This window comes from Methylobacterium sp. BE186, from assembly GCF_031457035.1.
GTDB classification, from domain to species: Bacteria; Pseudomonadota; Alphaproteobacteria; order Rhizobiales; family Beijerinckiaceae; genus Methylobacterium; species Methylobacterium segetis.
In genome coordinates this window covers 147,200-164,053 of sequence record NZ_JAVDVV010000007.1, presented here as the reverse complement: position 1 = coordinate 164,053, position 16,854 = coordinate 147,200, and the positions used below count along the sequence as shown (strand labels likewise).

Below are 16,854 nucleotides of genomic sequence, written 5' to 3'. Positions count from 1 at the left end.
AGGCTAGGGCCTGGGCCAGCATTTCGGGAGGCTCTTGAGGCAGCCCTACAGGTCGCCCTCGCACCCCCTCAGAACACGGGGGAGCGGGAATGAACGCCCGGCCCCTAACTCCTGAACAGGTCGCGGATCGGTGGGGCTGCTCGCCCAACCACGTCCGCAATCTCATCAAGCGCCGTGAGCTTCGCGCTTTCCGGGTAGGCTCCCGCCTGCTTAGAGTGCCCGCAGATGCAGTGACGGACTACGAGCAATGCCAGACTTCAAGATCGGACGCCTCCACGATGGGTTCGTCGTCTCTTGGTGGGCAGACGGCAAGCGACGGCGGTTTCGTCTTAATGCACGCACGCGAAAGGAAGCCGAGAGCGAGGCCCGTGACGTAATCAAGCGGGAGATCCAAGCGCCGGCCGGAAGCACGGTCGCCGATCTCTGGCAGAACTATCGGACGGAGAAGAAGGGTCGGCGCGTGGCGGTCGCGATGGGATTTGAGTGGAAGGCGATGGCGCCCCACTTTGGGCATCTGAGGCCCGACCAGATCACGACGGACGTGTGCCGCGCCTACACGGCCGATCGGCGCAAGGCCGGCAAGCATGACGGCACGATCTGGACCGAGCTGGGCCACCTGCGCACGGTGCTCAAGTGGGCTCTCGGCGATGGGGCTCCACGAGTTGAGCGGCCCGCCAAGCCGGCGCCGAAGGAGCGGTATCTGACACACGAGGAGATCGGCCGGCTGCTCGATGCGCCGGCGCCGCTCCACATCAAGACCGCGATCTATCTCATGCTCGGCACGGCAGCACGCGTCGGGGCGGTGCTGGACCTGACGTGGGATCGAGTGGATTTCACCCGAGAGCAGGTCAATCTTCGCACGAGTGAGGTCGGCCCGCTAAAGGGGCGGGCGATTGTCCCGATGAACGAGGATCTGCGCGCCGTGCTGCAAACAGCGCGAGCCGCCGCCGTCACCGATTATGTGATCGAGTGGGCAGGCCAGCCGGTCGCCAGCATCAAAACCGGGTTCAACGCGACCGTGAAGGCCGCCGGCTTGGAGAAGGTGACGCCGCACGTTCTGCGCCACACGGCAGCCGTCCACATGGTTGAGGGGGGCACCCCGATTGCGGAGGTCGCGCAGTACCTCGGCCACTCAAACCCCAGCATCACGTTCCGGGTCTATGGCCGATATAGCCCGACGCACCTGCGCAAGGCCGCCGCGCTCCTGAACTTCTCGCGGCTGCGTTCTGTGCAGGCTTAGGTTCACGAAACCCGCGAGCAATCCGCTAGTAAAAACCTAAATGTCTGATATGATTGAGAGATAATGGTGGGCCTGGAGGGACTTGAACCCCCAACCAGACCGTTATGAGCGGTCGGCTCTAACCATTGAGCTACAGGCCCGGCCCGAGAGCGCCGCCATGGGCGCCCGCGGTGCCCGCCTGTTTAGCCGGAAGCGGGCGCCGCGTCATCATCTGCAGGGCCGCCTCAGGCCGGCTGTAGGGCCGTGTCGAACAGGAAGCCGTCGACGGCCGGAATCGTCACCGAGAGGCCCGCGCCGTAGGCGGCCTTGCTCAGGCGCCACGGCCGCTCCGCCCGCGCCCGGATCGCCTCGGAGGGGCGCAGGCGCCGGCTCGTGCCGTCCTCGCCCACCTCCTCGATCGTCAGGAAGCCGTAGACCTGGAGCCGCGAGGCGGTCAGCTTGGTGTCGCGGTCGCCCGCCGCCACCGCGAGGCTGCCCGTGGCGTAGACCGCATCCATCAGCGCGCGCTGGTCGCTCCGGCGCTTGGCCTGGCCCTCGCGCAGGCCCGACGGGCGGGGTCCCGCCGTGCCGGCCGGTGGCGAGCGCCGGAAGGGCACGACATTGTCCATCGCCGTCGATACGCGACCCATACGCACTCACCCTCGTGCCCGGCTGCAACAGGGCCGGGCGGTGGCACGCGTCGCTTCGCTGTCCCGGCGGTCGGGAGCATTCGACGAATCGGCTTAATCTTCGCTTAGCCCTGTCGGGGGCCGCCCCGGCGGAAACGTCCCGAAACGGGCCGCCCCGCCGGCTGCGCGTCAGGCGAGCGCGACCGTGTAGGCGGCCTCGGTCTTGGCGCGGATCTCGTCCTCGCTCACGCCGTCGGCGAGCTCGATCAGCCGCATGCCGCCCCCGCCCTTCTTGTCGATCGTGAACACGCCGAGATCGGTGATCACGAGGTCGACGACATGCGTGCCGGTGAGCGGCAGGTCGCAGGCCTTGAGGAGCTTGGCGCTCTCCGAGCCGTCCTTGTTCCTGGCGACGTGCTCCATCACCACGACGACGCGCTTCACGCCCGCCACGAGGTCCATGGCGCCGCCCATCCCCTTCACCATCTTGCCGGGGATCATCCAGTTGGCGAGATCCCCGTTCTCGGCCACCTGCATGGCGCCGAGGATCGACAGGTCGATGTGGCCGCCGCGGATCATCCCGAAGGAATCGGCCGAGGTGAAGTAGCTCGTCGTGGGCAGGGCCGTGATCGTCTGCTTGCCGGCGTTGATCAGGTCCGGGTCCTCCTCGCCCTCGTAGGGAAACGGGCCCATGCCGAGCATGCCGTTCTCCGATTGTAGCTGAACCGACATGCCCTCGGGGATGAAGTTCGACACGAGCGTCGGGATGCCGATGCCGAGATTCACGTAGAAGCCGTCCTCGAGCTCGCGCGCGGCGCGCGCCGCCATCTGGTCGCGGGTCCAGGCCATGATGCGTCTCTCCTTCCCGAACGTCAGACCGCGCCGCCGCCGGCCGCGGCCGGGGCGGCGTCGGCGCGCTTGCGCGTCGTGCGCTGCTCGATGCGCTTCTCGCGGATCGGCACGTGGATGATGCGGCCGACATAGATGCCGGGCGTGTGGATGTGGTCGGGGTCGATCGCGCCCGGCTCGACGAGATGCTCGACCTGCGCCACCGTGACGGCGGCGGCGGTCGCCATCATCGGGTTGAAGTTGCGCGCGGTCTTCCGGTAGGCGAGGTTCCCCTCGGTATCCCCCCGGTAGGCGTGGACGAGGGCGAGGTCGGCCACGAGGCCGCGCTCCATCACGAAGTGCTCGCCGTCGAACTCGCGGACCTCCTTGCCCTCGGCGACCTTGGTGCCGACGCCGGTCTTCGTGAAGAAGGCCGGGATGCCCGCGCCCCCGGCGCGGATGCGCTCGGCGAGCGTGCCCTGCGGGTTGAACTCGATCTCCAGTTCGCCCGCCAGGAATTGCCGGGCGAATTCCTTGTTCTCGCCGACATAGGACGAGATCATCTTGGCGACCTGGCGCGTCTCGAGGAGCTTGCCGAGGCCGACGCCGTCGATGCCGGCATTGTTCGAGATCACGGTCAGACCCTTGACCCCGGAGGCGCGCACCGCGTCGATGAGCTCGTCCGGGATGCCGCAGAGCCCGAAGCCGCCGCACATCAGCGTCATCCCATCGCGCAGGAGATCGGCCAGGGCGGCCGTCGCGTCCGAATAGACCTTCTTCATCAAACCCGTCCTTCCCAGCCGGCGCCCCTCGGCCGGGGCGCCGTGCGGCACCCGCGCCGAGTGGCGGAAGCGCGCGAGTCACAGCTTTGCGGTAGCAGGAAGCGCGCCGTGGAGACAAACCCCGCCGAAGCGTTTAAGGAAATCTCCCGAGTGGACCGAATGGTTACGGCCGGGGGCGGCCTGAAACATCCGGATTCGACGCCGGATCGTCGCGCCAGCCCATCGCGGTCCGCCCGCAACGGCCCATCCGCACGGAGTGCAATGTCGCCGCGCCGTCTCCTGCCCGCCCTCGGCCTCGGAGGGCTCGCGGCCGCCGCCCTCGTCGCGGCCTGCAATCCCTGGCCGGTCGGAACCGCCGCCGCCGCCCGCTTCGTGAGCCGGGGCCTCGGCCCCTACGGGCTCGCCCTCGGCGCGGAGGGAGCGACCGAGATCTCCCTTCTTCCCCTGCCCCACCTGCGCTTCGGCCGCGCCCGCATCGCGGTGGCCGGCGCCGGCGGCCCCGTGCTCGCCGAGGGCGGCCGCCTGACGATCGAGCTGAGCCTCCTGGCCCTGCTCTCGGGCCAGGCCGAGATCGGGGCCATCGCCCTCGACGGCGCGACCCTCCATCTCGATCCCGCGAACGGGGCCTTCGCCGAGCCGATGCGCCGCGTGGGCGAGCGCCTCGCGCAGGGCCGCGCGAGCCACCCGCGCCGCGTCGCGATCAGCCGGGCGACCGTCGTGGGGTCGGTGCCCGCGCAGGACGTCGACCTCGTCCTGTCCTGGCCCGTCTGGAGCGCCAGCCTCGATTGCGCCGGCAGCCTGACCGTCAAGGGCGTGCCGGCCCGCTTCGCCCTGGCGGGGCTCCGCCCGGCCGACCTCGTGGCGGGCTCGGACTCGCCCGTCACCCTCAACGCCTCCTGGGAGGGCGGCAGCCTCGCCGCCGAGGGCATCGGCACCTGGCGGGACGGCCCGCGCCTGTCGGGCCACGGCAGCCTGGAGACGCGCTCCCTGCCCGAGGCGCTCGCCTGGATCGGCGCGGACGTGGCGCTCGCCCCCTTCATCGACCGCTTCGGCCTCGACGGCCCCTTCGAGGCGAGCCGGGCCGGGCTGATGCTCCCCGACGTTCGGGTGAGCGTCGGCAGCAATGCCCTCGAAGGCGCGGTCTCGGCGAGTTTCGGGGAGGCGCGCAGCGCCGTCCAGGCGACGCTCGCCGCCGACAGCCTCAACCTCGCGCCGCTCCTCGGCGGCTTCCTGCGCCTGTTCGGATCCGCCGGCGAGGGCGAGGCCGCGGGCGCGCGGAGCGTCGCCCTGAAGCCGCTGACGGGCGGCGACCTCGACCTGCGCCTCTCGGCCGCCACGAGCCGGCTCGGGCCGGTGGTGCTGCAGGATCTCGCCGCCAGCGTGCTGGTGCGCGGCGACACGATCGAGGCCTCCCTCAACCGGGCGGGGCTCCAGGGCGGCACGCTCAAGGGCCGCGTCGCCCTGGCGCCCTCGGGCGCCGACGGGGCGGAGACGGAGGTGAAGGCCCAGGGCGGGTTCGACCGGCTCGATCTCGGCGCGCTCCTGATCGATCTCGGCCAGTACCGCTGGGTGCTCGGCGGCACGCAGGGCCAGTTCGCCCTCGAGAGCGTGGGCCGGGACGTGGCCTCGCTCACCGAGCACGTCAGCGGGCGGGCCGCCTTCGCCATCGACGACGGCGCCATCGCGGGGCTCGATCTCGCCGACGTGATCCAGCGCAACGGCGGCGTCGCGCAGGGGGCCCTCGCCCGCCGCAACGGACGGACCGCGTTCGAGCGGGCCGCCGTCTCGATCCGCTTCGCGGACGGAGTCGGCGAGATCGGCGAGGGGTTCCTCAGGGCCTCGGCCCTCTCCGCATCGCTGCGCGGCCACGTCTTCCTCACCGAGCGGCGCTTCCGGGCCCGCGCGGAGCTGACGCCCCGCGTCGCGGGCGGCGCCGAGGCGCCGCGGGCCGGCACCCTGTTCGAGATCGCCGGGCCCTGGGACGCCGTGACCGTGCGCCCGGCCGACCGGGAGGAGCCCGCCGCCGCCCCCGACCACCGGGGCGCGCTGCCCTCGCGCGGGCCGCAGCGCCCCCCCGCCGCCGTGGGCCTGCCGCCGGCCGCGCGCGCCTACGCCCCCTGACATCCGCGCGCCCTCTCCGGGACGGGAGGGGTGACCCGCCGCCTCACGCCGCCGCGTCCGGCCGCCCGAGGAGCCGCGAAGCGGCCAGTACGACGAGGCTGACGAGGGCGATCAGCAGCGTCGAGGCGGCGTTGATCTCCGGGTTCACGCCCAGGCGGACCTGGCTGTAGAGGCGCATCGGCAGGGTCGTCGCGCCGGGTCCCGAGACGAAGCTCGCGATCACGAGGTCGTCGAGCGACAGGGTGAAGGCGAGGAGGAAGCCCGCGGCCACGGCCGGCGCGAGCAGCGGCAGGGTGACCGTGCGGAAGACCCGGGCCGGGCCGGCCCCGAGATCGGCCGCGGCCTCCTCCAGGCTCCGGTCGAGGCCCTTGAGCCGCGCCCCGACGACCACCGCCACGAAGCCGGTGCCGAAGGTCGCGTGCGCGATGACGATGGTGGCGAGACCCCGGTCGAGGCCGATCCCGACGAAGAGGAGGAGCAGCGACAGGCCGGTGATCACCTCCGGCATCACCATCGGCGCGTAGACCAGGGCGGTGAACGGGCCGCGCCCGCGGAAGCGCCCGTGCCGCTCGAGAGCCAGCGCCGCGAGCGTGCCGAGGATCGTGGCGACGAGCGCGGCCATCAAGGCCACCCGCAGGCTGACCCAGGCCGCCGCGATCAGCGGCGCGTCGTCGAGGAGCACGCCGTACCAGCGGGTGGAGAAGCCGCCCCAGACGGTGACGAGCGACGAGGCGTTGAACGAGAACACGACGAGCACGAGGATCGGCGCGTAGAGGAAGGCGAGGCCGAGGACGAGCGCCGTGCGGGTGAAGGCGGTCACCGATCCCTCCCCCGCCTCACCGCGCCGCCTCGCCGCGCCGGGTTTCGGCCTCGCGGAACAGCACCACCGGGCCGACCAGGATCACGAGGAGCAGGATCGCCACCGCCGAGGCGAGCGGCCAGTCGCGGTTCGAGAAGAACTCGCTCCACAGGACGCGCCCCAGCATGAGCGTGTCCGAGCCGCCGAGGAGATCGGGGATGATGAACTCGCCGACCATCGGGATGAAGCAGAGGAGCATTCCGGCCACGAGGCCGGGCAGCGAGAGCGGCAGGGTCACGGTCCAGAAGATGCGGGTCGGCGAGGCGCCGAGATCGGAGGCGGCCTCGCGCAGGCTCGGGTCGATCCGGCTCGTCACCGCGTAGAGGGGCAGGACCATGAAGGGCAGGTAGGCGTAGACGAGGCCGATCATCACGGCGGCTTGCGTGTTGAGGAGCTCGAGCGGCTCGCGGATCAGGCCGATCCGCAGGAGGGCGGCGTTCAGGAGGCCCTCCGGCTTGAGGATCGCGATCCAGGCGTAGACGCGGATCAGGAAGCTCGTCCAGAACGGCACCACGAGGAGCGCCACGAGGAGCGGCTGCAGGCGGGCGGGGGCGCGTGCCATCGCGTAGGCGAGCGGCGTGCCGATGCAGGCGAGCAGGCCCGTCGCCGAGAGGGCGAGGAGGAGCGAGGAGAGCGCGGCGTCCCGGTAGAGGGCGTCGCTCGCCAGCATCTCGTAATTCCCGAAATGCAGCGCCTCGAGGAAGCTCGTCCAGCCCTCAACGCCGCCCTGCCAGTCGAGCACCGGCAGGTAGGGCGGCATGGCGGTGGCCGGTTCCGACAGGCTGATCTTCAGCGTGATGGCGAAGGGCACGAGGAAGAAGGCCCCGAGCCAGAGCAGGGGCGGCAGCCGGACGAGGGCGGCGAGGAGGCGCGGCCCACGTGCCGCGGCCGGCTTGGGACGCGCCTCCGTCACGGCGCGAGCACCCGCACGGCCTCGGGCGGTATGGCGAGGCGGACCTCCGCGCCCGGGCCGGCGCCGGGATCGGCCGAGACCGGGCTCGCGGCGCGGATGAGCGTGCCGTCGCGCATCCGCACCTGCCGCCGGATGCGGTCGCCGAGGAAGACGGCGTCCGTGACGGTTCCCTGCAGACCCTCCCCCGGCCCAGCGAGGAGCGCGACGCGCTCGGGGCGGATCGCCGCCACGACCGCCTCGCCCGGCCCGAAGGCCGCCTCGGGAGCGGCCGCGACGAGGGCGCCGAAACCGGTCTCGAGCGTGGCGCGCCCGTCCGGTCCGCGCTCGCCGAGGCGTCCCTCGATCAGGTTGACGTCTCCGAGGAGGCCGGCCACGAAGCGGCTCTCCGGCCGCTCGTAGAGGTCGGCCGCGCTGCCCGCCTGGACGAGGCGGCCCCGGTCCATCACGGCGATCCGGTCGGCCAGGGTCATCGCCTCGGCGGGGTCGTGGGTGACGACGACGAAGGTCGTTGCGAGCCGCCGCTGCAGGGCGCGCAATTCCCCTTGCGTCTCTTCCCGCAGGCCCCGATCGAGGGCGCCCAGCGGCTCGTCGAGGAGGAGCACCCGGGGCTCGCGCGCGAGAGCCCGGGCGAGCGCGACGCGCTGGCGCTGGCCGCCGGAGAGCCGGTCCGGCCGGCGCTCGGACAATCCCTCGAGCCGCACGAGGCGCAGCAGGTCGGCGACGCGCTCGGCGATGGCAGTCCGGCCGAGGCCGAGACCCTGCAGGCCGTAGGCGACGTTCCGGCCCACGCTCATGTGCGGGAAGAGCGCGTAGGACTGGAACATCATGTTGACCGGCCGGCGGTGGGGCGGCAGGCCGGTGACGTCCGCCCCGTCGATCAGGATGCGGCCCGCCTCGGGGCTCTCGAAGCCGGCGAGCAGCCGCAGCAGGGTGCTCTTGCCGCAGCCCGACGGCCCGAGCAGGCAGAGGAAGGACCCGGCCTCCAGGTCGAGGGAGACCCCGTCGACCGCCCTGTGCGCGCCGAAGGTCTTGCTGACCCGGTCGATCCGGACGAGGTGCTCGGGGCGCGGCGGGACGGGTGCGTGCAAGGCTCGGCGAGAGTCAGGAGGGTGGACGCAAGGCTTCGCGGCAGACGCTACAGGCTCTTGGCTCCGCGTGGAACTGGCGGCCTGTGATCTGTCGACGGTGACGCCGAGCGCTTTCCGATGTCTGCAGTGGGTGGGGAGCGGGCATCGTCGACCTCAGTATTTCAAGCCCGTATCGCAGAGCACAGTTGCTGCAATCGTGTCAGCCGGGAGGCGGCCGGAAGACAGCAGCGCAACAGTTGCTGCCACGTTGGCAGCGGCCGAGTAGCCCACGTGCAAGCCCTCCTGAGTTGCAAGTGCCCGACGCCAGCGCTCTACCTCCTCATCGGTCACTGGGATCGACAGATCCATCAGATCGCCATCCCAGTGCGGAGGCACGCTCCCGTAGCTCGTGCCCTGAATGAGATGGCGGTGCTTCGTGACCGGCAATCCCGCCAAAGGCCGACATCCCTCCGGTTCGACGGCAGCGCATATCACGCGGGGATTGCGCTCCTTCAGTGCCGCCGCCACCCCGAGGAAGGTCGCGCCCGTCCCTACGGCAGCCACCCAGGCATCGACCCGGCCAGAGGACTGCTCCCAGATTTCCGGCCCGGTCGCCTCGCGGTGGGTGCGCATACACTCCGGCGCGTGAAACTGGTTAACGTAGTAGCCGCCCCGCTCCGCTGCGATACGCTGCGCCGCGACAGCCGCTGCGCTCACGTCCGCCCCGGTGACTTGCCCCGGTGCCCCATTGATCTGCGGCACCAGAACGACTTCGGCCCCAAGCGCTTCGAGCATACGGGCACGCTGGGGGCTGTTCCCGGCCGACATCGTGACCACCAGGGGATGCTCCAGCGCCGCGCAGGCCACAGCGAGACCGGCACCCATGTTGCCGCTGGTCATCTCCACGACGGGGGCTCCAGGGGCCAAGCGACCGTCTTCACGCGCGGCGAGGACGATGGCGCGGGCAGCCCGATCCTTGACGCTCCCGCCGGGCTGCATGAACTCGGCCTTGGCGAGGATGCGGCCGGGTCCACGATGAACGCGGTCCAGGGCGATCAATGGCGTGTTGCCGATCAGATCGAGGGCGGATGCGATGACCGTGCAGTTGCGAGAGGCGGGGCCGGCGACGACTCGCTCATCGGGTGAACGTAGCAGGCGTGTCACTCCTTCGGCAGGGCAAGAGGTCTGCTCAGGGTTGAAAGCAGCCACCTCCCTCAGACCGATCCGGCTCAAACCCTTAGCTATCCTCGCGCAGGGCCTCGGCGACGCGCGCCTCGAGGAGGTCCGGCCGGCAGATCACGAGGGCGCCGCGGGTGCGGTCGACGAGTCCCTCGCTCGCCATGACGGTGAATTCGCGCGTCACCTGCTCGCGGCGGCAGCCGATGCGGGCAGCGAGCACGTGGTGGTAGGGCGGCGGGGTCACGACCCGCTCCTCGCCGTGGCCGGCCCGCGGCACCGAGAGGCGCAGCAGCTCGGCGTAGAGCCGGTGGCGCAGGTCGAGGAGGGCGTGCTCCATCAGGCGCGTGTTCAACTCGCGCACGCGCTTCGTCAGCAGGCGGAACAGCCGGTCGGCGATCGCCTCCGAGGCGAACACGATCTGCCGGAAGACGGGGGCCGGCACCACGCAGACCTCGCCGCGGGTCAGGGCCGTGACGTTGGCCGAGCGGCCGATCCCGTCGAGGGCGGAGAGCTCGCCGAAGAAGGCGCCGGCCCGCATCTCGCCGAGGATGACCTCCTTGCCCGATTGCGAGCGGTTGAGGATCCGCACCTCGCCGGCGGCCAGGAAGTACACGTCCGTCGAGACGTCGTCGTAATCGACCAGGACCTCGTTCTCGTCGAACCGGCGCCAGTGGCAGCGGGTCTCGTAGGGGCCGAGCTCGATGCCCGGCTCCTTGAAGAACGGTATGGTCCCGAGCCGCCCCATATCTGCCAAGCCCCCAGGAAGCCGACGAGGGTCCGGCCGCGCGGCCCCCTCGCGGGCACCTTCGTCCGTTCCTGCCGTCGTCGTCGCGCTCAAGCCCGCCGACGCCCGGACCCGCGGTTGAACCGGAAAGATGAGATCGTCAAGCTCGGCCGGAGCTTGCCGGCCGGTCCCGGGCGGGTCAAGCCGCCGCCCGAGGTTCGAGGTGGATGGCGGCGAAATCCACCCGCCGGCCCTCGTGCCAGCGCGCATTGATCTGTTCGCCGCAGGGGACAGTCCTTCGGAGGTCTCGGGTTCGGGCGCGCACACTAACGAAGCTTTGATTTTCCTTTCTCACCCGATCCGGCCAGACCAAGCTCCCGGATCCGCCGCGGCGGCGGGCCGGAGCGCGGTCGGGGCTCCTGCGGGGGAGCGGCGGAGGTCGCGCCGGTCCCGCCGCGGCGATCGCGATGCCCACCCCCCTTCCCCTGCCCTCGCCGAGGCTTGCCGCCGGTCCCGCGCTCGGACCCGCGAGCCTTGCCCGCGCCGCCCCGCGCCAGACGACGCTCGCCGCCGCCTTCGACCTCTCGGGCCGCGGCCTGCATACGGGACGGCGCGCCACGGTGCGCGTCTGCCCGGCCGCGGCCGACGGCGGGATCCTGTTCCGCCGCAGGCTGCCGAGGGGCACCTGGACGAGCGTGCCGGCCCTCTGGCAGCACCAGGTCCCGCAGACGCTCTGCACGGCCCTGCAGGCCCCGGATGGTCACCTCGTGCGCACGGTGGAGCACCTGCTCGCGGCGCTCAGCGCGTTCGCGATCGACAACGCCCTCGTCGAGATCGACGCCGAGGAGCTGCCGATCTTCGACGGCAGCGCCCTGCCCTGGTGCGCGGCGATCCGCGCGGCGGGCCGGGCCGAACTCGGCACGCCCCGCCGGCGCATCCGCCTGCGCCGGATCGTCGAGGTGCGCGACGGTCGGCGCTCCCTCAGCATCGCGCCGGCGGACGCCCTCTCGGTAGAGGCGCAGCTGTCCCTCGCCCATCTCGGGGAGATGCGCTGGGAGGGCACGATCACACCCGAGACCTTCGAGGGCGCGCTCGCCCCCGCGCGCAGCTTCGGGCGGCTGAAATGGGCGGTGCCGCTGAAGCTCTACGCGCTCGCGACGGGCCGCCCGATCCTGCGGGGCGCGACGCTCTCCAGCACCGCGGCGATCGTCGGCGGGCGCGTGCTCGGCGGCATGCGCGGCCCCGCCGAGCCGGTGCGCCACCGCGTCCTCGACCTCGTCGGCGATCTCGCGCTGGCCGGACATCCGATCCTCGGCCACGTCCGGGCCGCCCATACCGGCCACGCGCTGAACCACGCCCTCGTGGCCAAGCTGATGCGGGATCCCGGCGCCTGGGAGCTGGTCTGACGGCGTCAGGATTCGTAGCGGCCGACCAGCCAGCGCTCGATCGCGGCGCGCAGGGCCGCAAGCCAGCCTCGGGCGGGCTTCGTGTCGGACAGGGTCGCGAGGAACGGCATCGTCCGGGTCCGCGGGCACGCGAGGCGCGCCCTGAGGGAGCCCCCCCGGAAGCCGCCTTATCGCCTGCCGGAGCGCGTCTCGGCAAGTCGCGGGCCGCACACCGCCGTCATGCGGCGGCCGCGCGCGCCTGTCAGCGTCGGGAGGTCTTGCGCCCCGGCATCTTGAAGTCACCGCGCCACTCGCCGGTGAAGTCCGTCCGCGAGCTGTAGGCCACCGAGAAGCTGCCATTGCCCTTCAGGCCCGCGAAGTCGCCGGTCGATTCGCCCGTCCGGAACTTGCCGCGCGCCGTCACCCGTCCCTGCGGGTCGGTCGTGACCGTGCCGGTGTAAGGGCTGCTCGTGGTGCCGGACGGCGTGATGAAGGTGATGGTGCCCTCGACCGGGCCCTGCCCGTTCGTCAGGGTGACGATCTCGCTCCACTGGACCTTCGCGCCGTCGAGCGGCGTTCCGGGACCGGCATTGAGCCCGTTGGCGGTCTGCTGGACCCGCACCGCGTTGGGTCCGAGCATCTGCGGGGCCTGATTGTCGACCCGGCCGCTGAAGCTGCCCGCCATCGGCATGGCCGCCGCGGGACTCGCGACGGCGAGCGCGAGAAACAGCATCGGCGCGCCCGTGACTTTGAAAGCCATCGTCGCCTCCCTGGATTTTGAGTTTTCGTGTCGGGTTCGGCCACACATCCGAACCGGAGCACAGATGTGCGCTCGAACTATACGGTCGTCAACCGGAGCTCATCTGAATTAGGGCCAGCGCTTGTTACCGCACGCTCTGCGACGGACAGAATCCGCCCGCGCGAAATCGCGGGCCCCGGCGCGGAACCGCGCGACGCGCGAGCGGGCGTCGGGCAAACCCCTGCCGCTGCGGCGCGCCCTCGCGTGCCGTGGCCGCTTGCCTCCGCGCCCGCCTCTCGCCAGAACGCCGCCCATGCTGCGCGTCAACGATCTCACCCACCGCATCGGCGATCGCCTGATCCTCGACCGCGCGACCTTCTCGATCCCGGACGGCGCCCGCGTCGGCCTCGTCGGCCGCAACGGCGCGGGCAAGACGACCCTGTTCCGGGCGATCCTCGGCGACATCCCGACCGATGGCGGCACGATCGGGATGCCGAAGGGCATGCGGATCGGCGCCGTCGCGCAGGAGGCGCCCGCCGGCCCCGAGACGCTGCACGCGGTGGTGCTCGCCGCCGATACCGAGCGCGCCCGCCTGCTGGCGGAGGCCGAGACCGCCGAGGGTCTGCGCCGCGCCGAGATCGAGACCCGCCTCGTCGATATCGGCGCGCATTCCGCGCCGGCCCGCGCGGCGGCGATCCTGCACGGCCTCGGCTTCGACGCGGCGGCGCAAGGACGCCCGTGCTCCGACTTCTCCGGCGGCTGGCGCATGCGCGTGGCGCTCGCCGCGGTGCTGTTCTCGGAGCCCGACCTCCTCCTGCTCGACGAGCCGACCAACTACCTCGACATCGAGGGCACGCTCTGGCTCTACGACTACCTCGAGCGCTATCCCCGCACGGCCGTGATCATCAGCCACGACCGCGACCTCCTCGACACCTGCGTCGACCACATCCTGCATCTCGACCGGGGCCAACTCACCCTCTGGCGGGGGGGCTACACCTCCTTCGCCCGGCAGCTCGCCGAGAAGCGGGTGCTGCAGGCCAAGGCCAAGGCGAAGCAGGAGGCCGAGCGCGCGCACCTTCAGAGCTTCGTCGACCGCTTCAAGGCCAAGGCCACCAAGGCGCGCCAAGCCCAGTCCCGCATGAAGCGGCTCGCCAAGATGGAGCCGATCGCGGCGCTGATCGAGGACGAGCTGCCCGTGATCCACCTGCCGAGCCCGGAGCGGCCGCTCTCGCCGCCGATCGTCGCGATGGAGCGGGTCCAGGCGGGCTATTCCGACCGGATCGTGCTCTCGGGCCTCAACCTGAGCCTCGCCCCCGACGACCGGGTGGCGCTCCTCGGCGCCAACGGCAACGGCAAGTCGACCTTCTGCAAGCTGATCGGCGGGCGCCTGCCGCCGCTGGCGGGCGAGATGAAGCGCTCGTCCAAGATGGAGGTCGCCTATTTCGCGCAGCACCAGCTCGACGAGCTGAACCCCGCCGAGAGCGCCTACGCCCACGTCCGCGCCCGCATGCCGGACGTGCCGGAGGCGCGGGCGCGGGCGGCGACCGCCCGGCTCGGCTTCCCGGCCAACAAGGCCGACACCCCGGTCTCGCAGCTCTCGGGCGGCGAGAAGGCGCGCCTGCTGATGGGGCTCGCCGCCTTCAACGGACCCCACCTCCTCATCCTCGACGAGCCGACGAACCACCTCGACATCGAGAGCCGGCAGGCGCTCGTCGAGGCGATCAACGATTACGAGGGGGCGGTGATCCTCGTCTCCCACGACCGCTTCCTGATCGAGGCCTGCGCCGACCGGCTCTGGCTCGTCTCGGACGGCTCGGTGAAGACCTTCGACGGCGACATGGACGATTACCGCCGCCTCGTCCTCGCGGGTCCCGAGCGGGAGGAGAGCCGCGCGGAGGCGACGGGCGGCCAGAAGGCGGTCGAACGCCGCTCGAATGCCGAGCGGCGGGTGGCGCTGGCCCCGCTCCGCAAGAAGCTCGACGGGATCGAGGCGCGGATGGGCAAGCTCTCGGACGCCATCGCCAAGATCGACGCGGCGCTCGCCGACGGGACCGCCTTCCAGGCGAACGCCGCCAAGGCCGGCGAACTCGCCCGGATGCGCGCCGAGGCTGCGGCCGCCCTGGGCAGCGCCGAGGAGGAGTGGCTCGCGCTCAGCGCCGAGATCGAGGCGGCGAGCTAGCAGATCTCCTCAGGGCACGGCCCGCACGAGCGGGGTCTCGCCCGCCCTCAGGTCAGGCGTTCGAGGACGGGCGTCAGCCCGGAGAGTGCCGCGAGGAGCGCGGCCGAGAGGCCGCGCAGACCCTCGGCCAGGGCGCGGGCCGGGCCGAGGCCGGTCCGCGAGATCCAGCCCCCCAGCCACGCGGCGTGAACGAGCCGGATCTGGACGGGGATGCGGGGAAGGCCGAGGCGCCGCGCGATCGCGGTGCGGTGATGGCCGCCGATCATGCGGATCGGCTCGCCCTCGGCGCCGATCGCGATCCCGATGTCGCGCTCCAGGCGCTCCGCCTTCCGGCTCCGGACGGCCGACCCGGAGAAGGCGCGGGCCGTCCGCGCCGCTACCTCGCTCCGCGGCTTCAGCCCGTCCCGCTCGATGCTCGCCCGGAGTGCCGCGTTGTGGGCGAAATAGGCGCGGATCGTCGCCGCGTCGGCGAGCGCCACGCCGTTGCGGACCTGCGCATGGCCCGCCTCGGCATGGGCGAGGAGCGCGCGGAAGGCCGGTGCCTCCTCCGGCTGCTCCGCGTGGTCGAACACCGCGTCGATCTCGCGGCCGACATCCGAATCGCCGAGCCGCACCAGGGCACCGCTCCAGTCGCCCCGATCGAGGAACCAGTGCGACAGACGCGTCGCCTCGGCGCCCGCCCGCACGGTGTCGATGAGCTGATGCTCCAGGCGCGCCGGGTCGATTCCGATCAAGAGGGCGCTTCCGAACAGGCGCTCGGCCGCCTCGTAGCGCACGGCCCGCTGGGACTGGCCCGCCGCGACCCGAGCATAGGCCCGCCCGAAGGCCGCCTCCTGAAGGCGGCCGGGCCGGACGAGCGGTGCGGCCGCCACGGCGAGCCGGCGCCGGAACGGCATGGCCGGCAAGTCCTCGCTCTGTGTGATGTCGGACAGGGGAACGTATCGCGGGACCGCGGCGGCGGGGCGAGCCTGGGACATGGATGACGGGAATTCCTGTGCGCGAGCCCCCTCCTACGACGAATAGGTGCAACAGGGGAACCGCACGGGCAATGGGCGGAGCACGAGCGGAGCGGCCGTCGCGGGCGACGGCCCGGTCGCCCAGGTGTGAGGCACGCTTCGCGCAACGCGGCCGGACCTCTCCACGTTGTCGCCGCGCAAATGCGAGGATTCCCGATGCCGAGCCGCCCCCACAGCCTACCCTCCTTCATCGCCGGGCGCGCGGCGCGGGGCCTGGGCCTCGCCCTTCTCGGCGGAGCGACGGGCTGGATCGCCTACAGCCGGTTCGGCATCGACCACCGGATGCCGCTGCCCCCGGCGCTTCCCGGCACGCTGCAGCGCCTGCGCACCGCAGCGGGCGCGGTGAACCTCTACGACGACGGGCTGGAGACGGGCGTTCCGCTCCTCCTGATCCACTCCGTCAATGCGGCGGCGAGCGCCTACGAGGTCCGCCCCCTCTACCGGCACTTCGCCCGCTCGCGCCCGGTCTACGCCCTCGACCTGCCCGGCTTCGGCTTCTCGGAGCGGCGCCGGCAGGTCTACACGCCGGGCATCATGGTCGAGGCCATCCACGCGGTCACCGCCGAGATTCGGCGGCGGCACGGGGATGCCCGAATCGACGCGATCGCGCTCTCGCTCTCCGCGGAATATCTCGCGCGGGCGGCGCTGGAGCGGGCGCAGGATTATCGCAGCCTCGGGCTGATCAGCCCGACCGGGTTCGACGCGCGCCTCTCGGGCCGGGGGCCGCTCGGCGGCAACCGCGGCAACGACACCGCGCGCGCGGCCCTCGACCTGCCGGTCTGGGGGCGCCCGATCTTCGATGCGCTGACGAGCCGCCCGAGCATGCGCTTCTTCCTGGAGAAGACCTGGGGCTCGCGCGACATCGATGAGGGGCTTCTCGATTATGGCTACACCTCGGCCCACCAGCCCGGGGCGGAGCACGCCCCCTTCTCCTTCATTGCCGGCCACCTCTTCCCGACCGACGCGACGCGCCTCTACGACGCCCTCTGGCTGCCCGTCTGGATGATCCACGGCACGCGGGGCGATTTCGTGGATTACCGCTACGCCGAGGCCTTCTCCGACCGCCCGAACTGGACGATCGAGACCATGCCGACCGGCGCCTTCCCGCATTTCGAGCGGCTCACCGCGGTCGCGCGGAGCTACGGGCTCTTCCTCGACGAGATCGGCAGGACCCTCCATACCGATCCGGTCCGCGCGCCGGCGAGCGCCTGACC

15 protein-coding genes, 1 tRNA gene and 1 pseudogene are annotated in these 16,854 nt (G+C 72.0%); 6 read left to right on the top strand and 11 right to left on the bottom strand.

Translation table 11 applies throughout. The annotated features are described in order from the left end of the window. Positions 1-89: 89 nt before the first annotated feature. Together J2X36_RS26850 and J2X36_RS10325 are read left to right on the top strand one after the other, a co-directional pair. Positions 90-230 (top strand): annotated as a pseudogene (locus tag J2X36_RS26850) (helix-turn-helix domain-containing protein); the annotation flags it as partial. 17 nt (positions 231-247) lie between these two features. Continuing rightward, on the top strand, positions 248-1,240 hold the full coding sequence (locus J2X36_RS10325; protein ID WP_310349193.1) for a site-specific integrase: 993 nt from the start codon (positions 248-250) through the stop codon (positions 1,238-1,240). Between the two features lie 64 nt (positions 1,241-1,304). On the opposite strand, the gene J2X36_RS10320 is transcribed toward J2X36_RS10325, so the two are convergent. From J2X36_RS10320 to J2X36_RS10305, 4 genes are all read right to left on the bottom strand, one after another. Then, positions 1,305-1,380 (bottom strand) — tRNA-Ile (locus tag J2X36_RS10320). Between the two features lie 84 nt (positions 1,381-1,464). After that, a complete protein-coding gene (locus tag J2X36_RS10315; protein ID WP_132255942.1) occupies positions 1,465-1,869 on the bottom strand; it encodes a hypothetical protein in 405 nt (134 codons plus the stop codon). A 168-nt stretch (positions 1,870-2,037) separates the two neighbouring features. Further along, on the bottom strand, positions 2,038-2,697 hold the full coding sequence (locus J2X36_RS10310) for a 3-oxoacid CoA-transferase subunit B (RefSeq protein WP_310349191.1): 660 nt from the start codon (positions 2,695-2,697) through the stop codon (positions 2,038-2,040). A gap of 23 nt (positions 2,698-2,720) precedes the next feature. Further along, a complete protein-coding gene (locus tag J2X36_RS10305) occupies positions 2,721-3,458 on the bottom strand; it encodes a CoA transferase subunit A (protein ID WP_132255560.1) in 738 nt (245 codons plus the stop codon). 261 nt (positions 3,459-3,719) lie between these two features. Between J2X36_RS10305 and J2X36_RS10300 the strand changes: the two genes are divergently transcribed. After that, entirely contained in the window at positions 3,720-5,579 is a 1,860-nt protein-coding gene (locus J2X36_RS10300) for an AsmA family protein (protein ID WP_310349187.1), read from the top strand. Positions 5,580-5,622: 43 nt separating this feature from the next. Here J2X36_RS10300 and J2X36_RS10295 read toward each other — a convergent pair whose 3' ends face one another. The 5 genes from J2X36_RS10295 to J2X36_RS10275 all read right to left on the bottom strand — a co-directional run bounded on the left by J2X36_RS10295 (position 5,623) and on the right by J2X36_RS10275 (position 10,342). After that, entirely contained in the window at positions 5,623-6,399 is a 777-nt protein-coding gene (locus J2X36_RS10295) for an ABC transporter permease (RefSeq protein ID WP_132255558.1), read from the bottom strand. 16 nt (positions 6,400-6,415) lie between these two features. Continuing rightward, positions 6,416-7,351 carry an ABC transporter permease subunit gene (locus tag J2X36_RS10290; RefSeq protein WP_310349184.1) on the bottom strand — a complete coding sequence of 312 codons (936 nt, stop codon included), beginning with the start codon at positions 7,349-7,351 and terminating at the stop codon, positions 6,416-6,418. Continuing rightward, entirely contained in the window at positions 7,348-8,439 is a 1,092-nt protein-coding gene (locus J2X36_RS10285) for an ABC transporter ATP-binding protein (protein WP_310349182.1), read from the bottom strand. Before J2X36_RS10285 ends, J2X36_RS10290 begins: the two co-directional genes overlap by 4 nt. Positions 8,440-8,592: 153 nt before the next feature. After that, positions 8,593-9,651 (bottom strand): cysteine synthase family protein, encoded by a 1,059-nt coding sequence (locus tag J2X36_RS10280; protein ID WP_310349179.1) that lies wholly within the window; start codon positions 9,649-9,651, stop codon positions 8,593-8,595. 4 nt (positions 9,652-9,655) lie between these two features. Next, positions 9,656-10,342, bottom strand: a complete 687-nt coding sequence (locus J2X36_RS10275; RefSeq protein WP_310349176.1) for a Crp/Fnr family transcriptional regulator — start codon at positions 10,340-10,342, stop codon at positions 9,656-9,658. A 446-nt stretch (positions 10,343-10,788) separates the two neighbouring features. Here J2X36_RS10275 and J2X36_RS10270 point away from each other — a divergent pair, with 446 nt between their 5' ends. Beyond that, the gene (locus J2X36_RS10270) at positions 10,789-11,727 is read left to right on the top strand and encodes a UDP-3-O-acyl-N-acetylglucosamine deacetylase (protein ID WP_310349174.1); all 939 of its coding nucleotides are present in this window, start codon (positions 10,789-10,791) and stop codon (positions 11,725-11,727) included. Positions 11,728-11,968: 241 nt separating this feature from the next. Here J2X36_RS10270 and J2X36_RS10265 read toward each other — a convergent pair whose 3' ends face one another. Beyond that, entirely contained in the window at positions 11,969-12,466 is a 498-nt protein-coding gene (locus tag J2X36_RS10265; RefSeq protein WP_132255554.1) for a hypothetical protein, read from the bottom strand. Between the two features lie 292 nt (positions 12,467-12,758). Here J2X36_RS10265 and J2X36_RS10260 point away from each other — a divergent pair, with 292 nt between their 5' ends. Continuing rightward, a complete protein-coding gene (locus J2X36_RS10260; protein ID WP_310349173.1) occupies positions 12,759-14,624 on the top strand; it encodes an ABC-F family ATP-binding cassette domain-containing protein in 1,866 nt (621 codons plus the stop codon). A gap of 47 nt (positions 14,625-14,671) precedes the next feature. Here J2X36_RS10260 and J2X36_RS10255 read toward each other — a convergent pair whose 3' ends face one another. Further along, complete coding sequence (locus J2X36_RS10255) at positions 14,672-15,601, bottom strand: hypothetical protein (protein WP_310349170.1); 930 nt, start codon at positions 15,599-15,601, stop codon at positions 14,672-14,674. A gap of 195 nt (positions 15,602-15,796) precedes the next feature. On the opposite strand from J2X36_RS10255, the gene J2X36_RS10250 reads away from it, so the two are divergent. Continuing rightward, complete coding sequence (locus J2X36_RS10250) at positions 15,797-16,852, top strand: alpha/beta fold hydrolase (RefSeq protein ID WP_132255551.1); 1,056 nt, start codon at positions 15,797-15,799, stop codon at positions 16,850-16,852. Positions 16,853-16,854: the final 2 nt, after the last annotated feature.

Coding starts and splice junctions, on each gene's coding strand:
- J2X36_RS10305 (WP_132255560.1), bottom strand. CDS start 3,458: ATGAAGAAGGTCTATTCGGACGCGACGGCCGCCCTGGCCGATCTCCTG.
- J2X36_RS10250 (WP_132255551.1), top strand. CDS start 15,797: ATGCCGAGCCGCCCCCACAGCCTACCCTCCTTCATCGCCGGGCGCGCG.
- J2X36_RS10270 (WP_310349174.1), top strand. CDS start 10,789: ATGCCCACCCCCCTTCCCCTGCCCTCGCCGAGGCTTGCCGCCGGTCCC.
- J2X36_RS10300 (WP_310349187.1), top strand. CDS start 3,720: ATGTCGCCGCGCCGTCTCCTGCCCGCCCTCGGCCTCGGAGGGCTCGCG.
- J2X36_RS10315 (WP_132255942.1), bottom strand. CDS start 1,869: ATGGGTCGCGTATCGACGGCGATGGACAATGTCGTGCCCTTCCGGCGC.
- J2X36_RS10310 (WP_310349191.1), bottom strand. CDS start 2,697: ATGGCCTGGACCCGCGACCAGATGGCGGCGCGCGCCGCGCGCGAGCTC.
- J2X36_RS10255 (WP_310349170.1), bottom strand. CDS start 15,601: ATGTCCCAGGCTCGCCCCGCCGCCGCGGTCCCGCGATACGTTCCCCTG.
- J2X36_RS10260 (WP_310349173.1), top strand. CDS start 12,759: ATGCTGCGCGTCAACGATCTCACCCACCGCATCGGCGATCGCCTGATC.
- J2X36_RS10265 (WP_132255554.1), bottom strand. CDS start 12,466: ATGGCTTTCAAAGTCACGGGCGCGCCGATGCTGTTTCTCGCGCTCGCC.
- J2X36_RS10275 (WP_310349176.1), bottom strand. CDS start 10,342: ATGGGGCGGCTCGGGACCATACCGTTCTTCAAGGAGCCGGGCATCGAG.
- J2X36_RS10325 (WP_310349193.1), top strand. CDS start 248: ATGCCAGACTTCAAGATCGGACGCCTCCACGATGGGTTCGTCGTCTCT.